This window comes from Caballeronia udeis, from assembly GCF_044909315.1.
In the GTDB taxonomy this organism is placed as follows: Bacteria; Pseudomonadota; Gammaproteobacteria; order Burkholderiales; family Burkholderiaceae; genus Caballeronia; species Caballeronia udeis_A.
This window is the reverse complement of sequence record NZ_JBIYEB010000002.1, coordinates 205285-222485: the sequence shown is the minus strand read 5'-3', so window position 1 is coordinate 222485 and position 17201 is coordinate 205285. Positions and strand designations below refer to the sequence as shown.

Genomic DNA, 17201 nt, shown 5'->3' with positions numbered 1-17201 from the left:
ACCGATGAGTATGTTGCGTGCTAAACGAGAAGTGAGCGCGAACCCCGGTCTGATGGCGGTTCAGCGCGGTGTATGCGTGGTGGCGCTGTGCGCGCTGGCCGCCTGCGCGACCCGGATGGACCAGGCGCCTGTCGTGGACCGGACCGGATCCGCAATCGGTACGCAAGCCGCTCAGGATGGAGCCGTGTTGCCGCCGGGTCCGCCGCCACCGGGTTACTACCGGGTGAAGCCGGGTGACACCCTATACCGGATCGCACTGGAAAACGGCCAGAATTATCGGGATATTGCGTCGTGGAACAACATGACGAACCCGAACCAGATCGAAGTCGACCAGTTGCTGCGCGTGGCGCCCCCGGGCGCCAATCTCGCGGCGGCCACACCGGGCGTTTCTACCGCTCCGATTGTCGGCGGCGGGGTGCAAGCCCAGCCGCTGAATAACACGTACGGCGCGAATCCTTCGGCTGCACCGGACACGAATGGCGGCGTGCCGCCTGCGCCGAATTACGGCACGTCGTCCGGCATGGGCGCAATGCCGGGTACAGCGGCGCCGGGATTGGCCATGACGCAGCCGCCGGGCGTGGGTGTCGACAACGGTGCAGCCGCAGTTCCGGCTGCACAGCCGGCATTCATCTGGCCGGCGCGCGGGCCGATTCTCGGCACGTTCGACGACGCGAAAAACAAAGGCTTGAACATTGGCGGCGCAGCCGGAGATCCGGTCAATGCGGCGGCCGATGGACGGGTCGTCTACTCTGGCAACGGTCTACGCGGATACGGCAATCTCATCATCATCAAGCACGACGCAACTTTTCTTACCGCGTACGCACATAACAGTGCTTTGATGGTAAAAGAGGGAGACGCGGTGACAAAAGGGCAGAAAATCGCCGAGATGGGCAACAGCGATTCGGACCGCGTGATGTTGCATTTCGAAGTCCGCCGGCAGGGCAAGCCTGTCGACCCTCTGAAGTATTTGCCGCCGCAATAAGCGAAACCATCATGCCTAAATCGAAGCGCCGCCCGCCGCAAGCCGAGACTGAGACAATCAGCCGACCCACGCAGACAACGGTGGAAGACGGCGCTTCGGGCCATGCAGACGAGGCTGAAAGTGAAACGGCCGACGCCGAGCTTGATGTAGACGAAGATAGTGGCGCGAGCGGGAAGGATGTCGCCGAGGGCGCGGCTGATTCCATACCCGACGTCGACGACTTCAAGTCCATTTTGCAGGCCGAACTCACGGCTGACACAATCCAGCATTATCTGAACCGCATCAGCGTGAAGCCGCTGCTGACCGTCGAGGAAGAGCAGCGTTATTCGCGGCTGGCGAAAGCCGGAGAATTCGAGGCACGCCAGGTGATGATCGAGCGCAACTTGCGCCTTGTCGTCAGTATCGCGAAGGGTTATCTGAATCGTGGCGTGCCGTTGCTCGATCTGATCGAGGAGGGCAATCTAGGCTTGATGCACGCTATCGAAAAATTCGATCCCACGCGCGGTTTCCGGTTTTCGACGTATGCCACGTGGTGGATCCGGCAGAGCATCGAGCGCGCGATCATGAACCAGGCGCGCACGGTGCGCTTGCCTGTGCACGTAATTCGCGAACTCAATCAGGTGTTGCGTGCGAAACGCCATCTCGAAAAAAGCTCGGCGAATTCGACGGCGGCTATTGCGCCTGACCGGCGCGATGCGAGTATTGACGACATCGCGCATCTCACCGGCAAAACGCCCGAGGAAGTCACGGACATCCTCGCGCTTAACGAACACACGGCGTCACTTGATGCACCGCTGGATCTCGACCCGGCGAGCAGCCTGCTTGATCTGCTCTCCGACGACGCCAGCCAGTCGCCTGATTCCGAAGTTCAGCATCGCGAACTGGAAACGCTGACGAAGCTGTGGCTTTCGCGGCTGTCTGACAAACACCGGCATGTTATCGAGCGTCGTTTCGGCCTGAACCACATTGAACCGGCCACGCTCGAAGAACTCGCGGACGAAATGGGCCTGACGCGCGAGCGTGTGCGCCAGATCCAGCAGGAAGCGCTGGTCCGGCTCAAGCGGTTCTTCGCATCGAACGGGGTGCGGAAAGACGCCGTGCTCTAGACGAGGCGCCGTCCTTGCAACGCTGTCCTTAAAAAATAATGACACCCATTCTCGTATTCGACATCGAGACGATTCCCGATGTCGACGGTATTCGCCGTCTCGACAATCTTCCCGCCACGCTGACCGACATAGAGGTCGCGGAGCATGCGTTCGCCGCTCGCCGCGAAAAGGTGGGCAACGATTTCCTGCCGCATCATCTGCAGCGCATTGCCGCCATTTCGTGCGTGTTCCGCGATAACACAGGTTTTCGCGTTCGCTCGCTCGGCACGACGACGGATTCCGAGGCGGTACTGATTCAGTCGTTTTTTCGCGTGATCGAAAAATATACGCCGCAACTCGTTTCATGGAACGGCGGTGGTTTTGATCTGCCCGTGCTGCACTACCGGGCGCTGGTGCACGGCGTGACGGCGTCTCGCTATTGGGACCTGGGCAACGACGATCGGGAGTTTCGCTACAACAACTACATCAGCCGTTATCACGCGCGCCACACCGACCTGATGGACGTGCTCGCGATGTACCAGGCGCGCGCGAACGCGCCGCTCGATGCGCTTGCCAAGCTCTGCGGTTTTCCAGGCAAGCTCGGCATGGATGGCGGAATGGTCTGGCAGACCTACTCGGAAGGGCGCATAGAAGAAATCCGCAACTATTGCGAGACGGACGTGGTTAACACGTACCTGATGTACTGCCGTTTTCAATTGATGCGAGGCGGGTTTTCCGCTGAAGAGTATGCCGACGAGATCAGCTTCGTAAAGAACGCACTCGCGCTTGAACCAGCGTCACATTGGGCCGAATATCTGGCGGCGTTCGACAACTGAGCACCGGGCCGGGGTTCTCCCGGCATCGTCTACAATCTCGCCTTTGCTGCCCGTTTTCGGGGCCTTCACCGCGCTTTTCGTTTCGTTTTCCGCTTCCCGATTCTTCAATTTTTTCACATTAGCCAGGAAGTCCGCAGGTGTCTCACGCTCGAAAAAAATCGCGTAATCGACGCAGTCCACCGGCTCGAATCGTTCCTCTGGACCCTTTGGCCGCACCGCTCGAGATCGAAATCAAATCGATCGACATGGATGCCCAAGGCGTTGGCCGCTCGACGACCGAGGACGGCTCGGACGGCAAGGTCATTTTCGTGGAAGGCGCGTTGCCGGGCGAACGCGTGTTGTATGCGAGCTTTCGCAAGAAGGCCGCATTTGAGCAGGCGCTTCTCGTGAAAATCCTGCGTGAAAGCGTGATGCGCACGCGGCCGAAATGCCCTTATTTCGGCAAGTGCGGCGGCTGTTCCATGCAGCACCTCGACGTGCGGGCGCAGATTGCCGTCAAGCAACGCGTGCTTGAAGACAATCTTCAGCATATCGGCAAGCTTCACGCGGAAACCATCTACCGGCCTATTCATGGGCCGTCGTGGGGCTACCGGTATCGGGCGCGGCTGGCTGTGCGGCTGATCGCGGGAAAGGGCGGCGCGCTGGTGGGATTCCACGAGAAAAAGAGTAGTTTCGTCGCCGATATGGAAACGTGCGAAGTCCTGCACCCGAAAGTGTCTGCCCTGTTGATGCCGCTGCGGCTGCTCGTACGCGATCTGTCCATTCGCGACCGCCTGCCGCAGATCGAAGTGGCTGTTGGCGCCGAGATAATCGCGCTCGTGCTGCGGATTCTCGAGCCGCTGACGCAAGCGGATGAGGCGTTGCTGCGTACTTTTGCCGACACCCATGGCGTGCAATTCTGGCTGCAGCCGAAAGGGCCGGAGACGGCTTATCCGTTTTATCCCCTCGGACAGGAACTGGCTTACACGCTGCCTGAATTCGGTATCCGCATGCCGTTCAAACCAACCGATTTCACCCAGGTCAATCATCAGATCAACCGGGTGCTCGTGAGCCGGGCTTTGCGGCTGCTGGGCGCACAGCGCACGGATCGGGTGCTGGATCTCTTTTGCGGTATCGGCAATTTCACGCTGCCGCTCGCGCGGATGGCGGGCGAGGTCGTGGGCATCGAAGGTAGTGCGGGCCTGACAGAACGCGCGCTGGAAAATGCCAGGGTAAATGGCGTCCATGAGCATACTTCGTTCGAGTGCCGAAACCTCTTCGAGATCACCGCGGACGATTTTCGTGCGCTGGGTCCCTTCGACAAAATTCTCATTGACCCGCCTCGTGAAGGGGCGTTGGCGGTGTCGAAGGCGCTGGGGGAGATTGCGCGAAGCGGCGAGGGAGTGTTGCCCAAGCGGATTGTGTACGTCTCCTGCAATCCGGCATCACTCGCCCGTGACGCGGGCGTGCTCGGGCGCGAGGCCGGCTACCGGATGAAGGGAGCCGGCGTGGTGAACATGTTCCCGCATACATCGCACGTCGAATCGATTGCGCTGTTCGAGCGCGACTGAATCCCCGCCCGCTGCGGACATAAAAAAACCGGCCCCTCGAAGGGCCGGTTTTTTACGAGTAACGCCAGACTGACGTGCAATCAGTTCCGGTTGCCGCCGAAGATGCCGAGCAGCATCAACAGGTTCGTGAATACGTTGTACAGGTCCAGATAGATCGCGAGAGCGGCGCTGATGTAATTCGTTTCACCGCCATTTACCACGCGCTGGACGTCGAACAGCATGTACGCCGAGAAGATCACGATGGCCAGCACCGACACCGTCAGCATCAAGGCCGGCAGGTGCAGGAAGACGTTCGCAAACGCGGCCAGCAGCAACACCAGTACACCCATGAACAGCCACTTGCCAAGGCCCGAGAAATCACGCTTGCTGACGGTTGCAATAGTCGCCATGGCGGCGAAGATCACACCAGTGCCACCAAACGCCATCATGATGAGCTGCGGCCCGTTCGTGTAGCCGAGAATGAAGCTCAGCAAACGCGACAGCATCAAGCCCATGAAGAACGTGAAGCCCAGCAGCACGAATACGCCGAGGCTGCTGTTCTTGGTACGCTCGATTGCGAACATGAAGCCGAATGCAATCGCCATGAAGGCAATGAAGCTCATGGCGGGGCTGGTGGCAGCGAACAGGGAGAAGCCCGTTGCTACGCCGACCCACGCGCCCAACACGGTTGGGACCATGGAAAGCGCGAGCAGCCAGTACGTGTTCCGTAGCACGCGATTGCGGGTTTCGGTCGACGTGACGCTACCGCTGCGGCCAAAACTGTAAGGGGATTCGTTCATGGTTTCTCCTTGCCTAAACTTGTGTAAAGCCATCTGGGTCAAAAATACCGGCTCAATTTGCCGTAAAACGCCGACACTGCCGCGAGCAAACACGGCTTTTAACGGTCAGGCGGCTTCGTTGGACGATTTGCCGCGAAACCTTTGGCTGCTTGGTTGCATTGTACGCTTCGGCCCGGCGGGCCTTCCAACACGACATATGAGCCTATCTTGCGCCGAAATCAACAATGCTGCTGTGCAGTAATAAGACCGCTAAAATTACGGCGCGTTTCATACCCACACTGTGATCCGCGCTGCGTGCACTGCAATTCCGAACCACGTTTTGCCTATGCTTTGATGCTTACGAAGTCGTAAGGTTTCAATCGCAATCATACATCGCTTCGTGCTATAATTGTCGATTCATTTATATTCGTAACCCGTTAATTTTTTGGAGTTTTTCATGGCGATCGAGCGCACCCTGTCGATTATTAAACCGGATGCAGTGGCAAAGAATGTGATCGGCCAGATCTACAGCCGTTTTGAGCAAGCTGGCCTCAAGATCATCGCGGCTCGCATGGTCCACCTGTCGCGCGCTGACGCGGAAAAGTTCTACGCGGTTCACGCTGCACGCCCGTTCTTCAAGGACCTGGTCGAATTCATGATCTCGGGTCCCGTGATGATCCAGGCACTGGAAGGCGAGAACGCCATCCTGACGAATCGTGACCTGATGGGCGCAACCGACCCGAAGAAGGCCGACAAAGGCACGATTCGTGCGGATTTCGCCGACAGTATCGACGCTAACGCGGTACACGGTTCGGACGCGGCTGAAACTGCCCGTCAGGAAATCGCTTTCTTCTTCCCCGAAGTGAACGTCTATTCGCGTTGATTCGGGAGTAGCTTTATCGCAGGAATTGGCGCGAAATAGCTGGAATGCGGCTCAGAACGTGTTCCAGGCTTCGCTCAGCAAGGAAATGGCAGAATCGAAATGACAGCTGCAACAGTCAACCTTCTGGACCTCGATGCCGCCGGGCTCGTCGCTTATTGCGACAGCCTGGGCGAAAAGCCGTTTCGCGCCAAGCAATTGCAACGCTGGATCCACCAGTTCGGTGTCGACGACTTCGACGGCATGACGGACCTGGCGAAATCGCTGCGTGAAAAATTGAAAGGTCGGGCCAGCCTGGACATGCCCGCCATCGTCCGCGATCACGTATCCACCGACGGCACGCGGAAGTGGCTGATCGACGTGGGTAATAGCAACGCGGTCGAGACCGTCTACATTCCAGAAGAAAATCGCGGCACGCTGTGCGTTTCGTCGCAAGCGGGCTGCGCGGTGAATTGCCGTTTTTGCTCTACGGGCAAACAGGGCTTTTCCCGCAATCTGAGTACGGGCGAGATTATCGGCCAGTTGCGCATGGCCGAATTTGCACTGCGCGCATCGAAAGGTGGTCGTGACGGCGCGCCGAATAACGGCAAGGCCGACCGCGTGGTGACCAACGTCGTGATGATGGGCATGGGCGAACCCCTGCTCAACTACGATGCCGTCGTGCCGGCCATGCGGCTGATGCTCGACGACAACGCGTACGGGCTGTCGCGTCGCCGCGTGACGTTGTCCACTTCGGGCGTCGTGCCCATGATGGACCGCCTCGCCGCCGACCTGCCGGTCGCGCTTGCCGTGTCGCTGCATGCGCCAATCGATTCGCTTCGCGACATGCTCGTGCCGCTCAACAAGAAATATCCGCTGCGGGATTTGATGGCGGCGTGCCAGCGTTACCTGAAGGTTGCGCCGCGCGATTTCATCACATTCGAATATTGCATGCTCGACGGCGTGAACGACACTGAAGCTCACGCGCGCGAACTGGTCGCGCTCACGCGTGACGTGCCGTGCAAATTCAACCTGATCCCGTTCAATCCGTTTCCCGAGTCCGGTTTGACGCGCTCGAGCAACGAACAGATCAAGCGGTTCGCCCAGGTGTTGATGGACGCTGGTGTTGTGACGACGGTGCGCAAGACGCGCGGTGACGACATTGATGCGGCCTGCGGGCAGTTGGCTGGGGCCGTTCAGGACCGTACGCGTCTTGCCCAGCGCATGGGCAAGACGCGTACGGTCATTGAGGTTCGCGCCGTCTAAGCCTGGAGCGAGATGTGTGCGCCGACCTGCAGCGACCCATTCGCGGAAAAACCGGAAAATCCGGCAATAAATGCTAGAAGGCGGCACACAATGCCGCGCATTTTGTTATAAAGCCGTCTGCAACGCCGACTCGGCTATGTCTGCGGTGGCGCTACGGTCAGCAACGAAGCTGAACAGCGACAAAAAAGAATCGATGCGAGGAAATTGGGATGAGTGAGCCGCAGCACCCGACGCCATTCGGCGCTCATAAAGGTGACCAATCAGGCAGTCAGGCCGGCGCTTTGTCCGGAAGTCAGCCCGAAAAAACCGTGAGCGCCGCCAGTACCGCGCCGGGCGGCATCCAGCAGGCAGCGAGTCTTGATTCGGTGGCCGCAGTCGGTGCGCGTTTTACGCAGCTTCGCGAAGCGAAAAATTGGTCCCTGGATGACGTATCCGCGCGGCTGAAGGTGTCGCCGCAGAAATTGCGTGCGCTTGAGAGCGGCGATCTCAGCCTTTTCCCTGACAGGAACTTCGCGACAGGTATTGTGCGCAGCTACGCGAAAATCATGGGGGCCGATCCGGCGCCCTTCACGGCAGCGCTGCGTCACGCGAATGGTCCCGTCGAGCAGAATTTGTCGTTGCCGGCATCGTCCGGCGCGGGTTTGCCGCGTGGTCGAGTGTCGGTCCCGCTCGGCGGTTCACCGAAGCGCCGGTCATGGCTATGGGGTGTCGCCGCGGTTGTCGTTGCCGTGATCGCACTCGCAATGTGGCACACCGGCGGGGATTCCGCGGCGTGGTTTGCCCGGCTGAAGGCCAGCGCCAACGGTGCAACCCAGACAACGAGCGGCGACACAAGCGCGGGTTCATCGGTGGCGGCCACCGAGGAGGCGACGGCCAACACGGGTTCGGTCGCATCGGGAGACGCTGCTACGGAGGCGCCCGCGGCCGTTGCTCAGGCTGAAACCCAGCCAGGTGCGCAGCCAATGCCGAGCCCGCTAGGTACGAATGCGCTTCCAGCGTCGTCGTCCGCTATTACTGCCGTTCAAGGCGCAGCCGCGCGCGCGCAAAGCGCGAGCGCGCCATTGGCGAATGCAGTGAAAGCCGCGCCGTCGGCCGATGCGGCTGTTACGGCATCGGCCGCTGCCTCGGTCGGAGCGGGCGCGAACGAACTTGAATTGAAGGTGGCGAAGGATAGCTGGTTCAGCGTACGCCAGAAGGACGGTAAGGAAGTGTTTTCAGGCCTGGTCAAGGCCGGCAGCGTGCAGCGAGTGGCTGGCGACGCGCCGTTCAAGATCACGGTTGGAAATCGGGCGGGTCTCGATTCGTTGATGTTTGACGGACAACCCGTCGATCCAGCCAAATTCGGCCCTGCGAAGGGCAATGTCGCCCGCTTCTCGCTGCCCTGATCTCCAGGCGCCGCGTGTTGGAGCGTGTGGTTGAACCGTGCCGGTTTTGGAAGCGGGCTCAAAAGCCATACGCCATACCGCTGGAGGGGTCTTGATGCCGCTTCTCAGCCCTGACACGGAGTTGTGCGAAGATTTCATCAAGGCGTCGCAAAAGTGGCGGCGCCGTTTCATGTCCTCGAGTCTCATTCATGTCCAGATACGCGTCACCGTGTGATAGCCGGCGGCGCAAAGGGTCTTTCGATGCAATCCGAAGCTCAACAACCCCTTATTGAAAGCAAGATTTGTTCGTCGGAGCCAGTCTTCGGCGGATCGTGGAAACGGCGGGCGTCGCACGCCGTGGACGTACGCTGGGGCGGCCAGCTCGTCACAATTGGCGGCGATGCGCCTGTGCGCGTCCAGTCAATGACGAACACCGATACCGCCGACGCCATCGGCACTGCCATTCAGGTCAAGGAATTGGCGCAAGCCGGTTCGGAACTGGTGCGGATCACGGTGAACACGCCTGAAGCTGCGGCGGCGGTTCCCGCGGTACGCGAGCAGCTCGACCGGATGGGCGTGACCGTGCCGCTGGTCGGCGACTTTCATTACAACGGCCATACGCTATTGCGCGACTATCCGGCTTGCGCCGAGGCGCTGTCGAAATACCGGATCAACCCGGGCAACGTTGGCGCAGGAGCCAAACGCGACACGCAGTTCGCGCAGATGATCGAAGCGGCTGCGCGCTACGACAAGCCGGTGCGGATCGGTGTGAACTGGGGCAGCCTCGACCAGGATCTGCTCGCACGGATGATGGACGAGAACGCGGCCCGTTCCACGCCGTGGGAAGCGCAAAGCGTGATGTACGAAGCGTTGATTCAATCGGCGATCGGGTCGGCGGAACGCGCGGTCGAACTCGGCCTCGGGCGCGACAAGATCATCCTGTCGTGCAAGGTCAGCGGCGTGCAGGACCTGATCGCGGTGTATCGCGAACTGGCCAAGCGTTGCAGCTTCGCGCTGCACCTCGGCCTGACCGAGGCGGGAATGGGGTCGAAGGGCATCGTGGCGTCGACGGCGGCGTTGTCGGTGCTGTTGCAGGAAGGAATCGGCGACACCATCCGCATCTCGCTCACGCCGGAACCGGGCGGTGCGCGGACCGGCGAAGTGATCGTCGGCCAGGAAATCCTGCAGACCATGGGCCTGCGCTCGTTCACGCCAATGGTGATCGCGTGCCCGGGCTGCGGACGTACCACCAGCACGTTGTTCCAGGAACTGGCGTCGCAGATCCAGACGTATCTGCGCAATGAAATGCCCGTGTGGCGCGATCAATTCCCGGGCGTCGAGAAAATGCACGTCGCGGTGATGGGTTGCATCGTGAACGGTCCCGGTGAATCGAAGCAGGCGAACATCGGCATCAGCTTGCCGGGGTCGGGCGAGAATCCGGCGGCGCCGGTGTTTATCGACGGCGTGAAGGTCAAGACGCTGCGCGGCGAGCATATCGCCCAGGATTTCCAGCAAATTGTCAGCGATTACGTGACACGCACTTACGGCAAGCGCGAAACCGCGCAGGCAGAAACACTTTAAAGACAGATGACTGAACAGAAGAAAAAGCTCGAGAAACTGAGCGGCGTGAAGGGCATGAACGACATCCTCCCGCAGGATGCCGCGTTGTGGGAATTCTTCGAAAGCACCGTCAAGTCGATGCTGCGCGCATACGGCTATCAGCAGATCCGCACGCCCATTGTCGAGCCCACGCAGTTGTTCACGCGTGGTATTGGGGAAGTGACGGATATCGTCGAGAAGGAAATGTACAGTTTCACCGACGCGCTCAACGGCGAGCACCTCACGCTGCGCCCGGAGAATACGGCTGCCGTGGTGCGTGCGTCGATCGAACACAATCTGCTTTACGACGGCCCCAAGCGGCTCTGGTACATCGGTCCCATGTTCCGCCATGAACGTCCGCAGCGTGGACGCTACCGGCAGTTCTACCAGGTCGGCGTGGAAGCGCTCGGATTTGCCGGTCCGGATACCGACGCCGAGATCATCATGATGTGCCAGCGGCTGTGGGACGACCTCGGTTTGTCGGGCATCCGGCTTGAGCTCAACTCGCTCGGCCAGCCGGAAGAGCGTGCGGCGCATCGCAAGGAATTGATCGCGTATCTCGAGCAGCATGTCGACGTGCTCGACGAAGAATCGAAGCGTCGTCTCTACACCAATCCGCTGCGCGTGCTGGATACCAAGAATCCCGCCATGCAGGAGATTGCGCAGAACGCACCGAAGCTCGTCGATTTCCTCGGGCCTGAATCGCTCGCGCACTTCGACGGTGTTCAGCGTTTGCTAAAGGCGAATAACATTCCGTTCAAGATCAATCCGCGTCTCGTTCGTGGCCTCGATTACTACAACCTCACCGTATTCGAATGGGTGACCGACAAGCTGGGTGCGCAGGGCACAGTGGCCGGCGGTGGCCGCTACGATCCGCTGATCGAGCAACTGGGCGGCAAGGCGACGGCGGCATGCGGCTGGGCGATGGGTGTCGAGCGCATTCTTGAACTGCTGAAAGAAGAAGATCTGGTGCCGGCGCCGGAAGGAACCGACATCTACGTCGTTCACCAGGGTGAGGCGGCGGCGGAGCAGGCGTTTGTCATCGCCGAGCGGCTGCGCGATACCGGCCTGGACGTCATTTTGCATTGCAGCCCTGACGGCATGCCGGCGAGCTTCAAGTCGCAAATGAAAAAGGCCGATGCAAGCGGCGCGGCGTTTGCCGTGGTGCTGGGCGAGAACGAATTGGCCCAGGGCATGGTGGGCGTGAAGCCGCTGCGCAGTGCATCAGTTGAGTCGACAGGTCAAAAGAACGAGCAGGCCACGGTGCCGGTGGAAGACTTGACCGAATTTCTAATCAATGCGATGGTGGCAACCGCCGATGACGGCGCCGACTGATTGTCAGGCTTGTGGTCGGGCGGCGCCACGTGTGCGAAAGCCGCGCGGCGGCCTGAAACAAAGGCGCGCAGCGTCGCGCGCGAACACAAAAGCAGTCAAGGAATAAGCAGGGCATGAGCTATCACGAAGAACAAGAGTCACTAGAAAACCTGAAAGCCTGGTGGGCCCGATGGGGCAACTCCACGACCTGGATCGTGCTCGCGGTGCTTGTTGCTGCAGCGGCCTGGAATGGCTGGAATTTCTGGCAACGGAAGCAGGCAGCGGAAGCCGCGGTGCTCTACGACCAGGTGCAGCAAGCGGTGGCATCGAGTGACAAGGCGCTGGTTACGCGCGTGTCCACGGACATGGAAAACAAGTTCGGCGGCACCGCTTACGCGCAGATGACAGCATTGGCCGCTGCCAAATCGCTGTATACCGCCGGGGACAGTGCAGGGGCTAAAGCGCAACTGCAATGGGCCGCAGATCACGCGAAAGACGCTGAATACAAACAGATCGCGAAACTGCGGCTGTCTTTGTTGCTGCTCGACGAAAAAGCCTATGACGCTGGCCTGAAGGTGCTCGGCGATGCACCGCTTGACGCGTTCAAAGGCGTGGTGTCGGATCGCCGCGGGGATCTGCTGGCGGCCGAAGGCAAACGCGATGACGCGCGTGCGGCTTACAAGGTTGCACTCGACACGCTGCCGAAGTCCGACACGTCAGCCCGTCAACTGGTCCAGTTCAAGCTGGACGCACTCGGCGGCTAGCGCCGACTGCTGGCCTCGGGATCTGTCAGCCGACCTCGTCCTTATGCAGGCGCGTTGCTCACTAGGTTAAAGTCACCGGTTTGCGGCGGTGAATTTAATCTGGCGAGTACCACGCCGCACACCGATCAACCGATTTCACTTATTCATGTTGCGTCCACCGATGACCTTTCTGAAACGCTACGCTCTCCCGCTCGCTTGCGCGATGACGGTTATGCTCACCGCCTGCGCCACCAAGGACGAGCGCCGCGTACCGACTCCGCTTGTAGACATCAAGCCGGTTCTAACTGTGGAGCAGGCGTGGAAGGCGAGCGTCGGCAAGGCCGGACGTTACCTGTTCTCACCCGTGGCAGTCGGCGATTTCGTGTACGCGGCCGGCACCAACGGCACGGTGGCGAAGATCGATGCCAAGACTGGTCAGGACGTATGGCGCATCAAGCTTAAAGATGATCTGTCCGCGGGCGTGGGCAGCGACGGTAACCTGACCGCGGTCGGTGGCCTGAAAGGCAACGTCTACGTGCTCGGACCGGACGGCAAGCAACTCTGGACGGCAGTAGCATCGGGAGAAATCATCTCGCCGCCGCTGGTCGGCAATGATCTGGTCATCGTCCGGACAATCGACGGCAAGGTCATCGCTTTCAACGCGCAAACCGGCGAACAGAAGTGGATCTTCCAGGCGCGCGCCGTGCCGCTCAACCTGCGTGTGGCTGCCGGCATGACGTTTGCCGCGTCCCAGGCGGTCCTGGCGGGCTTCCCTGGCGGCACCTTCGCAGCAATCAATCTGCAGACTGGCGACGCCTACTGGCAGACGCCGGTGTCATTCCCGAAGGGCGTGACTGAAGTCGAGCGCATCAACGACGTCACCGGCGCACCTACGTTGGTGGGATCGGAGACGTGCGCGGTGACCTTCCAGGGACGCATTGGGTGTTTCGACGCGAATTCGGGCCGCCCGCAATGGGAAAAGTCGTTCTCGAGCGACAGCGGTCTGGCGCAAGACAATGAAATGGTCGCCGCCGGTGACGACTGGTCGATCGTCAATGCGTTCAGCGGAATCGACGGTGCGCCGCTCTGGAAGAACGACAAGCTGAAGAATCGCATGGTCAGCGTGCCGTTTATCCTGGGCCGCGCGGTCGTACTCGGCGATTACCAGGGTTACGTGCATTTCCTTTCCACGGCAAATGGCGAATTCGTCGGCCGGGCCAAGACCGATGGCAGCGCGATCACGGCGGCTCCGGTGCTGGCAGGCGATACCCTGGTTATCCAGACGCACGACGGCGGCCTGTACGGTTTCCGTCCGCGTTGATGTGAAGGTTTGAGTTGATCTAACGTTCTGACGAACGTGCCGGCTTTGCCGGCCGTTCGCGTTTTTTCGGACTTTTTTGTTTTTTGAGTCCGCGCCGTGCGAATAGAATCGATTCATCAAGGCCGCGCGTGAAGGATCATCGTGCGGCAAATAAGCGCACAAGCAGCATATAAGCAGGTCAGGCAACGGTACAAGTAACACCAGGCATCGGGATTCCGGCAGCAGGATTGTGCAAGCGGGTCCACACCTTCGGGTGACGATGCTCGCGATCATGTCGTTTGGCGGAGCGCTCTCACTGCGTTCCACATGCGCTTCAAACGCCATGAACGTGGAACATCGCTGCACGCCGCGGTCGCTCCGCTGGAACCGTGCTAATTTTCGACACATCGCCGGGCCACGCACACTCGCGGCTCGCCGTTTCCGGACTTTTATCCGGCGCGCGCCGGGCCGGATTCATCCGCCTTGCGTTCAACTGTGAACACCATCTGATGAAACCCGTAATTGCCCTTGTAGGGCGCCCCAATGTGGGGAAATCGACGCTTTTCAACCGCCTGACGCGCTCGCGCGACGCACTCGTCGCCGACTTGCCCGGCCTTACCCGAGACCGTCACTATGGCGAGGGCCGGGTCGGAGATCGTCCCTACCTGGTGGTCGATACCGGTGGTTTCGAACCGGTCGCGAAAGACGGCATCCTGCACGAAATGGCTCGCCAGACCCGCCAGGCGGTGGAAGAGGCCGACGTGGTCGTCTTCATCACCGACGGCCGTAATGGACTCGCGCCGCAGGACAAGGCGATCGCGGACTACCTGCGCAAGACGGGCCGGCCGCTGTTCCTCGTAGTCAACAAGGCCGAGGGCATGAAGTACAGCGCGGTGGCTGCCGACTTCTACGAACTGGGCTTGGGCGACCCGCGCGCCATTTCCGCGGCGCACGGCGACGGCGTGACCGAAATGATCGGTGACGCGCTCGAGATCGCGTATGCCGGCCAGCCGGAAGAAGACCCGGAAGAAAAGGCGGCACGTGGCGTGAAAATCGCCATCGTGGGGCGTCCGAACGTGGGCAAGTCGACGCTGATCAATGCGTTGGTCGGCGAGGAGCGCGTGATCGCGTTCGATATGCCGGGTACCACGCGCGATTCCATCTATATTGATTTCGAGCGAAGCGGCCGCAAATACACGTTGATCGATACGGCGGGATTGCGCCGCCGCGGCAAGGTGTTCGAGGCCGTGGAAAAGTTTTCGGTGGTAAAGACATTACAGTCTATTTCCGACGCTAACGTGGTGATCCTGCTGCTCGATGCGCAACAGGACATCTCGGACCAGGACGCGCACATCGCGGGCTTCGTGGTCGAGCAGGGACGGGCGCTGGTGGTAGGGGTCAATAAATGGGATGGACTGGACTCGCATGTGCGCGAGCGCACCAAGGCCGACCTGACGCGCAAGCTCAAGTTTCTGGACTTTGCTAAATTCCATTACGTGTCAGCGCTGGAAAAGACGGGCATCAGCCAGTTGATGAAGTCAGTGGATGACGCCTACGCCGCCGCCATGGCCAAGTTGCCCACGCCGAAGCTCACGCGCGCGCTGATTGATGCGGTTGAATTTCAGCAGCCGCGGCGTCGTGGACCGATTCGTCCGAAGCTGCGTTATGCGCACCAGGGCGGACAGAATCCGCCGATCATCGTTGTGCACGGAAATGCCCTCGATGCGATCACCGACACCTATAAACGTTACCTCGAAGGGCGCTTCAGGGAAACTTTCGGGCTGGTAGGGACTCCATTGCGCATAGAGTTCCGTTCAAGCGCGAACCCTTACGCGGACAAAGGCTGAACCCCGCGTGCACCAAGCGTTTCGCCGGGTTTCAGGCGGTCGTGGCGCGCTGGTGCGAAAATGAAAATCGGCTATAGTGTAGCGATTGACGGCGGATCTCTTTTTCTTCGTCGCAATCACGTCAACCTGCAAAAATAATACGGAGTTTGCTATGAGCAACAAAGGGCAATTGTTACAAGACCCGTTTTTGAACGCACTGCGAAAAGAGCATGTGCCAGTGTCGATCTACCTGGTCAACGGTATCAAGCTGCAAGGCAATATTGAATCGTTCGACCAGTACGTCGTGTTGCTCCGGAATACGGTTACCCAGATGGTCTATAAGCACGCCATTTCGACGGTCGTGCCGGCGCGTCCGGTGAATTTCCACCCGGATGCAGAGACGCCCTAAACCTCGTTGCGTCCGGTGTAAGCGCATGAATGAACATGCTAATTCACCGGTCGCTTCAAAATGAAAACATTAATTTGATCAACGCAGCGCTTGTCGGTGTCGACTTCGGAAAGATCGATTTCGATGCCAGTCTCGAAGAACTCAGTCTGCTCGCACAAAGTGCGGGTGCCCATCCCGCCGTCACCCTGACCGGTCGCCGTTCCAGCCCCGATGCCAAGATGTTCGTCGGCAGCGGCAAAGTCGAAGAGCTGCGCCTCGCGTGCGAAGCCAACGACGTGGAACTTGTCATTTTTAATCACGCTCTCGCGCCCGCGCAGCAGCGCAATCTCGAAACGGCGCTCGACCGGCGTGTGATCGACCGGACCAGCCTCATCCTCGACATTTTCGCGCAGCGTGCCCGTAGTCATGAAGGCAAGCTGCAGGTCGAACTCGCCCAGCTCCAATACTTGTCCACGCGCTTGATTCGCGCATGGACTCACCTCGAGCGCCAGAAGGGCGGTATCGGCTTGCGCGGCCCGGGTGAAACGCAGCTTGAAACTGACCGCCGGTTGATCGGTGAGCGAATCAAGGCGCTGAAGGCACGCTTGATGAAGTTGCGGCGCCAGCATGGCACGCAGCGGCGTCAGCGCGAGCGCAACCGGACTACGTCGGTGTCGCTCGTCGGTTATACGAACGCGGGCAAGTCGACGTTGTTCAATGCGTTGACGAAGGCGCAGGCTTACGCGGCCGACCAGTTGTTCGCCACGCTCGATACCACCTCCCGCCGGGTTTATCTCAGCGAGGAAGCGGGTCAGGCCGTGGTGTCGGATACGGTCGGGTTCATTCGCGATCTGCCTCACCAGTTGGTCGCGGCTTTTCGTGCGACGCTTGAAGAAACCGTTCAGGCTGACTTGCTGCTGCACGTGGTGGACGCATCAAGCGTGGTGCGGCTCGACCAGATCGACGAGGTGAACAAGGTGCTGAGCAGTATTGGCGCCGACGGCATTCCGCAGATTCTCGTTTTCAACAAGATCGACGCGGTGCCTGAGCTGGCGGCCCGTGGGGACGCGGTTGAAAGGGACGAGTATGGTAATATTTTGCGCGTCTTTTTAAGCGCGCGAACCGGTCAGGGACTTGACGCGCTGCGCGCGGCCATCGCCGAATTTGCGGCTTCCGAACCCAAAGATAACAACGAGTACACGGAACTTCCGGACGGCACAATCGTGCCGGAGTCCATGGATAGCACATCCGACGACGGAACCACGCTACCGGAAGATCACCGGTCAGCCGAGGAAAGTGACGACCGTAAGGTCCCCGAGCACGGGCACTGA

The 17201-nt window shown here is 60.1% G+C and carries 15 protein-coding genes; 14 read left to right on the top strand and 1 reads right to left on the bottom strand.

The genetic code is table 11. The annotated features are described in order from the left end of the window. Nucleotides 1-4 precede the first annotated feature (4 nt). The 4 genes from ABH944_RS03760 (at nucleotide 5) to rlmD (ending at nucleotide 4453) form a co-directional block, all read left to right on the top strand. Entirely contained in the window at nucleotides 5-982 is a 978-nt protein-coding gene (locus tag ABH944_RS03760; RefSeq protein WP_404604523.1) for a peptidoglycan DD-metalloendopeptidase family protein, read from the top strand. Nucleotides 983-993: 11 nt separating this feature from the next. Next, on the top strand, nucleotides 994-2088 hold the full coding sequence (gene rpoS / locus ABH944_RS03755) for an RNA polymerase sigma factor RpoS (protein ID WP_404604524.1): 1095 nt from the start codon (nucleotides 994-996) through the stop codon (nucleotides 2086-2088). A gap of 38 nt (nucleotides 2089-2126) precedes the next feature. Beyond that, nucleotides 2127-2903 (top strand): 3'-5' exonuclease, encoded by a 777-nt coding sequence (locus ABH944_RS03750; protein ID WP_404604525.1) that lies wholly within the window; start codon nucleotides 2127-2129, stop codon nucleotides 2901-2903. 188 nt (nucleotides 2904-3091) lie between these two features. Next, nucleotides 3092-4453, top strand: coding sequence for a 23S rRNA (uracil(1939)-C(5))-methyltransferase RlmD (rlmD, locus tag ABH944_RS03745; protein WP_404604716.1), 1362 nt, complete (start codon nucleotides 3092-3094; stop codon nucleotides 4451-4453). A gap of 80 nt (nucleotides 4454-4533) precedes the next feature. On the opposite strand, the gene ABH944_RS03740 is transcribed toward rlmD, so the two are convergent. Next, nucleotides 4534-5232 (bottom strand): Bax inhibitor-1/YccA family protein, encoded by a 699-nt coding sequence (locus ABH944_RS03740; protein ID WP_062083939.1) that lies wholly within the window; start codon nucleotides 5230-5232, stop codon nucleotides 4534-4536. A gap of 436 nt (nucleotides 5233-5668) precedes the next feature. Here ABH944_RS03740 and ndk point away from each other — a divergent pair, with 436 nt between their 5' ends. From ndk to hflX, 10 genes are all read left to right on the top strand, one after another. After that, nucleotides 5669-6094, top strand: coding sequence for a nucleoside-diphosphate kinase (gene ndk / locus ABH944_RS03735; RefSeq protein ID WP_047897645.1), 426 nt, complete (start codon nucleotides 5669-5671; stop codon nucleotides 6092-6094). Between the two features lie 99 nt (nucleotides 6095-6193). After that, entirely contained in the window at nucleotides 6194-7336 is a 1143-nt protein-coding gene (gene rlmN / locus ABH944_RS03730; protein ID WP_404604526.1) for a dual-specificity RNA methyltransferase RlmN, read from the top strand. A gap of 209 nt (nucleotides 7337-7545) precedes the next feature. Continuing rightward, a complete protein-coding gene (locus ABH944_RS03725) occupies nucleotides 7546-8721 on the top strand; it encodes a helix-turn-helix domain-containing protein (protein ID WP_404604527.1) in 1176 nt (391 codons plus the stop codon). A 240-nt stretch (nucleotides 8722-8961) separates the two neighbouring features. Beyond that, nucleotides 8962-10281, top strand: a complete 1320-nt coding sequence (ispG, locus tag ABH944_RS03720) for a flavodoxin-dependent (E)-4-hydroxy-3-methylbut-2-enyl-diphosphate synthase (RefSeq protein ID WP_062084094.1) — start codon at nucleotides 8962-8964, stop codon at nucleotides 10279-10281. Between the two features lie 6 nt (nucleotides 10282-10287). Further along, on the top strand, nucleotides 10288-11634 hold the full coding sequence (hisS, locus tag ABH944_RS03715; protein ID WP_404604528.1) for a histidine--tRNA ligase: 1347 nt from the start codon (nucleotides 10288-10290) through the stop codon (nucleotides 11632-11634). 113 nt (nucleotides 11635-11747) lie between these two features. Continuing rightward, on the top strand, nucleotides 11748-12377 hold the full coding sequence (locus ABH944_RS03710) for a tetratricopeptide repeat protein (protein WP_404604529.1): 630 nt from the start codon (nucleotides 11748-11750) through the stop codon (nucleotides 12375-12377). Nucleotides 12378-12537: 160 nt separating this feature from the next. Then, nucleotides 12538-13677, top strand: a complete 1140-nt coding sequence (gene bamB / locus ABH944_RS03705; protein ID WP_404604530.1) for an outer membrane protein assembly factor BamB — start codon at nucleotides 12538-12540, stop codon at nucleotides 13675-13677. Between the two features lie 488 nt (nucleotides 13678-14165). Further along, the gene (der, locus tag ABH944_RS03700; protein WP_062084092.1) at nucleotides 14166-15503 is read left to right on the top strand and encodes a ribosome biogenesis GTPase Der; all 1338 of its coding nucleotides are present in this window, start codon (nucleotides 14166-14168) and stop codon (nucleotides 15501-15503) included. 151 nt (nucleotides 15504-15654) lie between these two features. Continuing rightward, nucleotides 15655-15891 (top strand): RNA chaperone Hfq, encoded by a 237-nt coding sequence (gene hfq / locus ABH944_RS03695; RefSeq protein WP_031356421.1) that lies wholly within the window; start codon nucleotides 15655-15657, stop codon nucleotides 15889-15891. Between the two features lie 35 nt (nucleotides 15892-15926). Further along, nucleotides 15927-17201 carry a GTPase HflX gene (gene hflX, locus ABH944_RS03690; RefSeq protein ID WP_404604718.1) on the top strand — a complete coding sequence of 425 codons (1275 nt, stop codon included), beginning with the start codon at nucleotides 15927-15929 and terminating at the stop codon, nucleotides 17199-17201.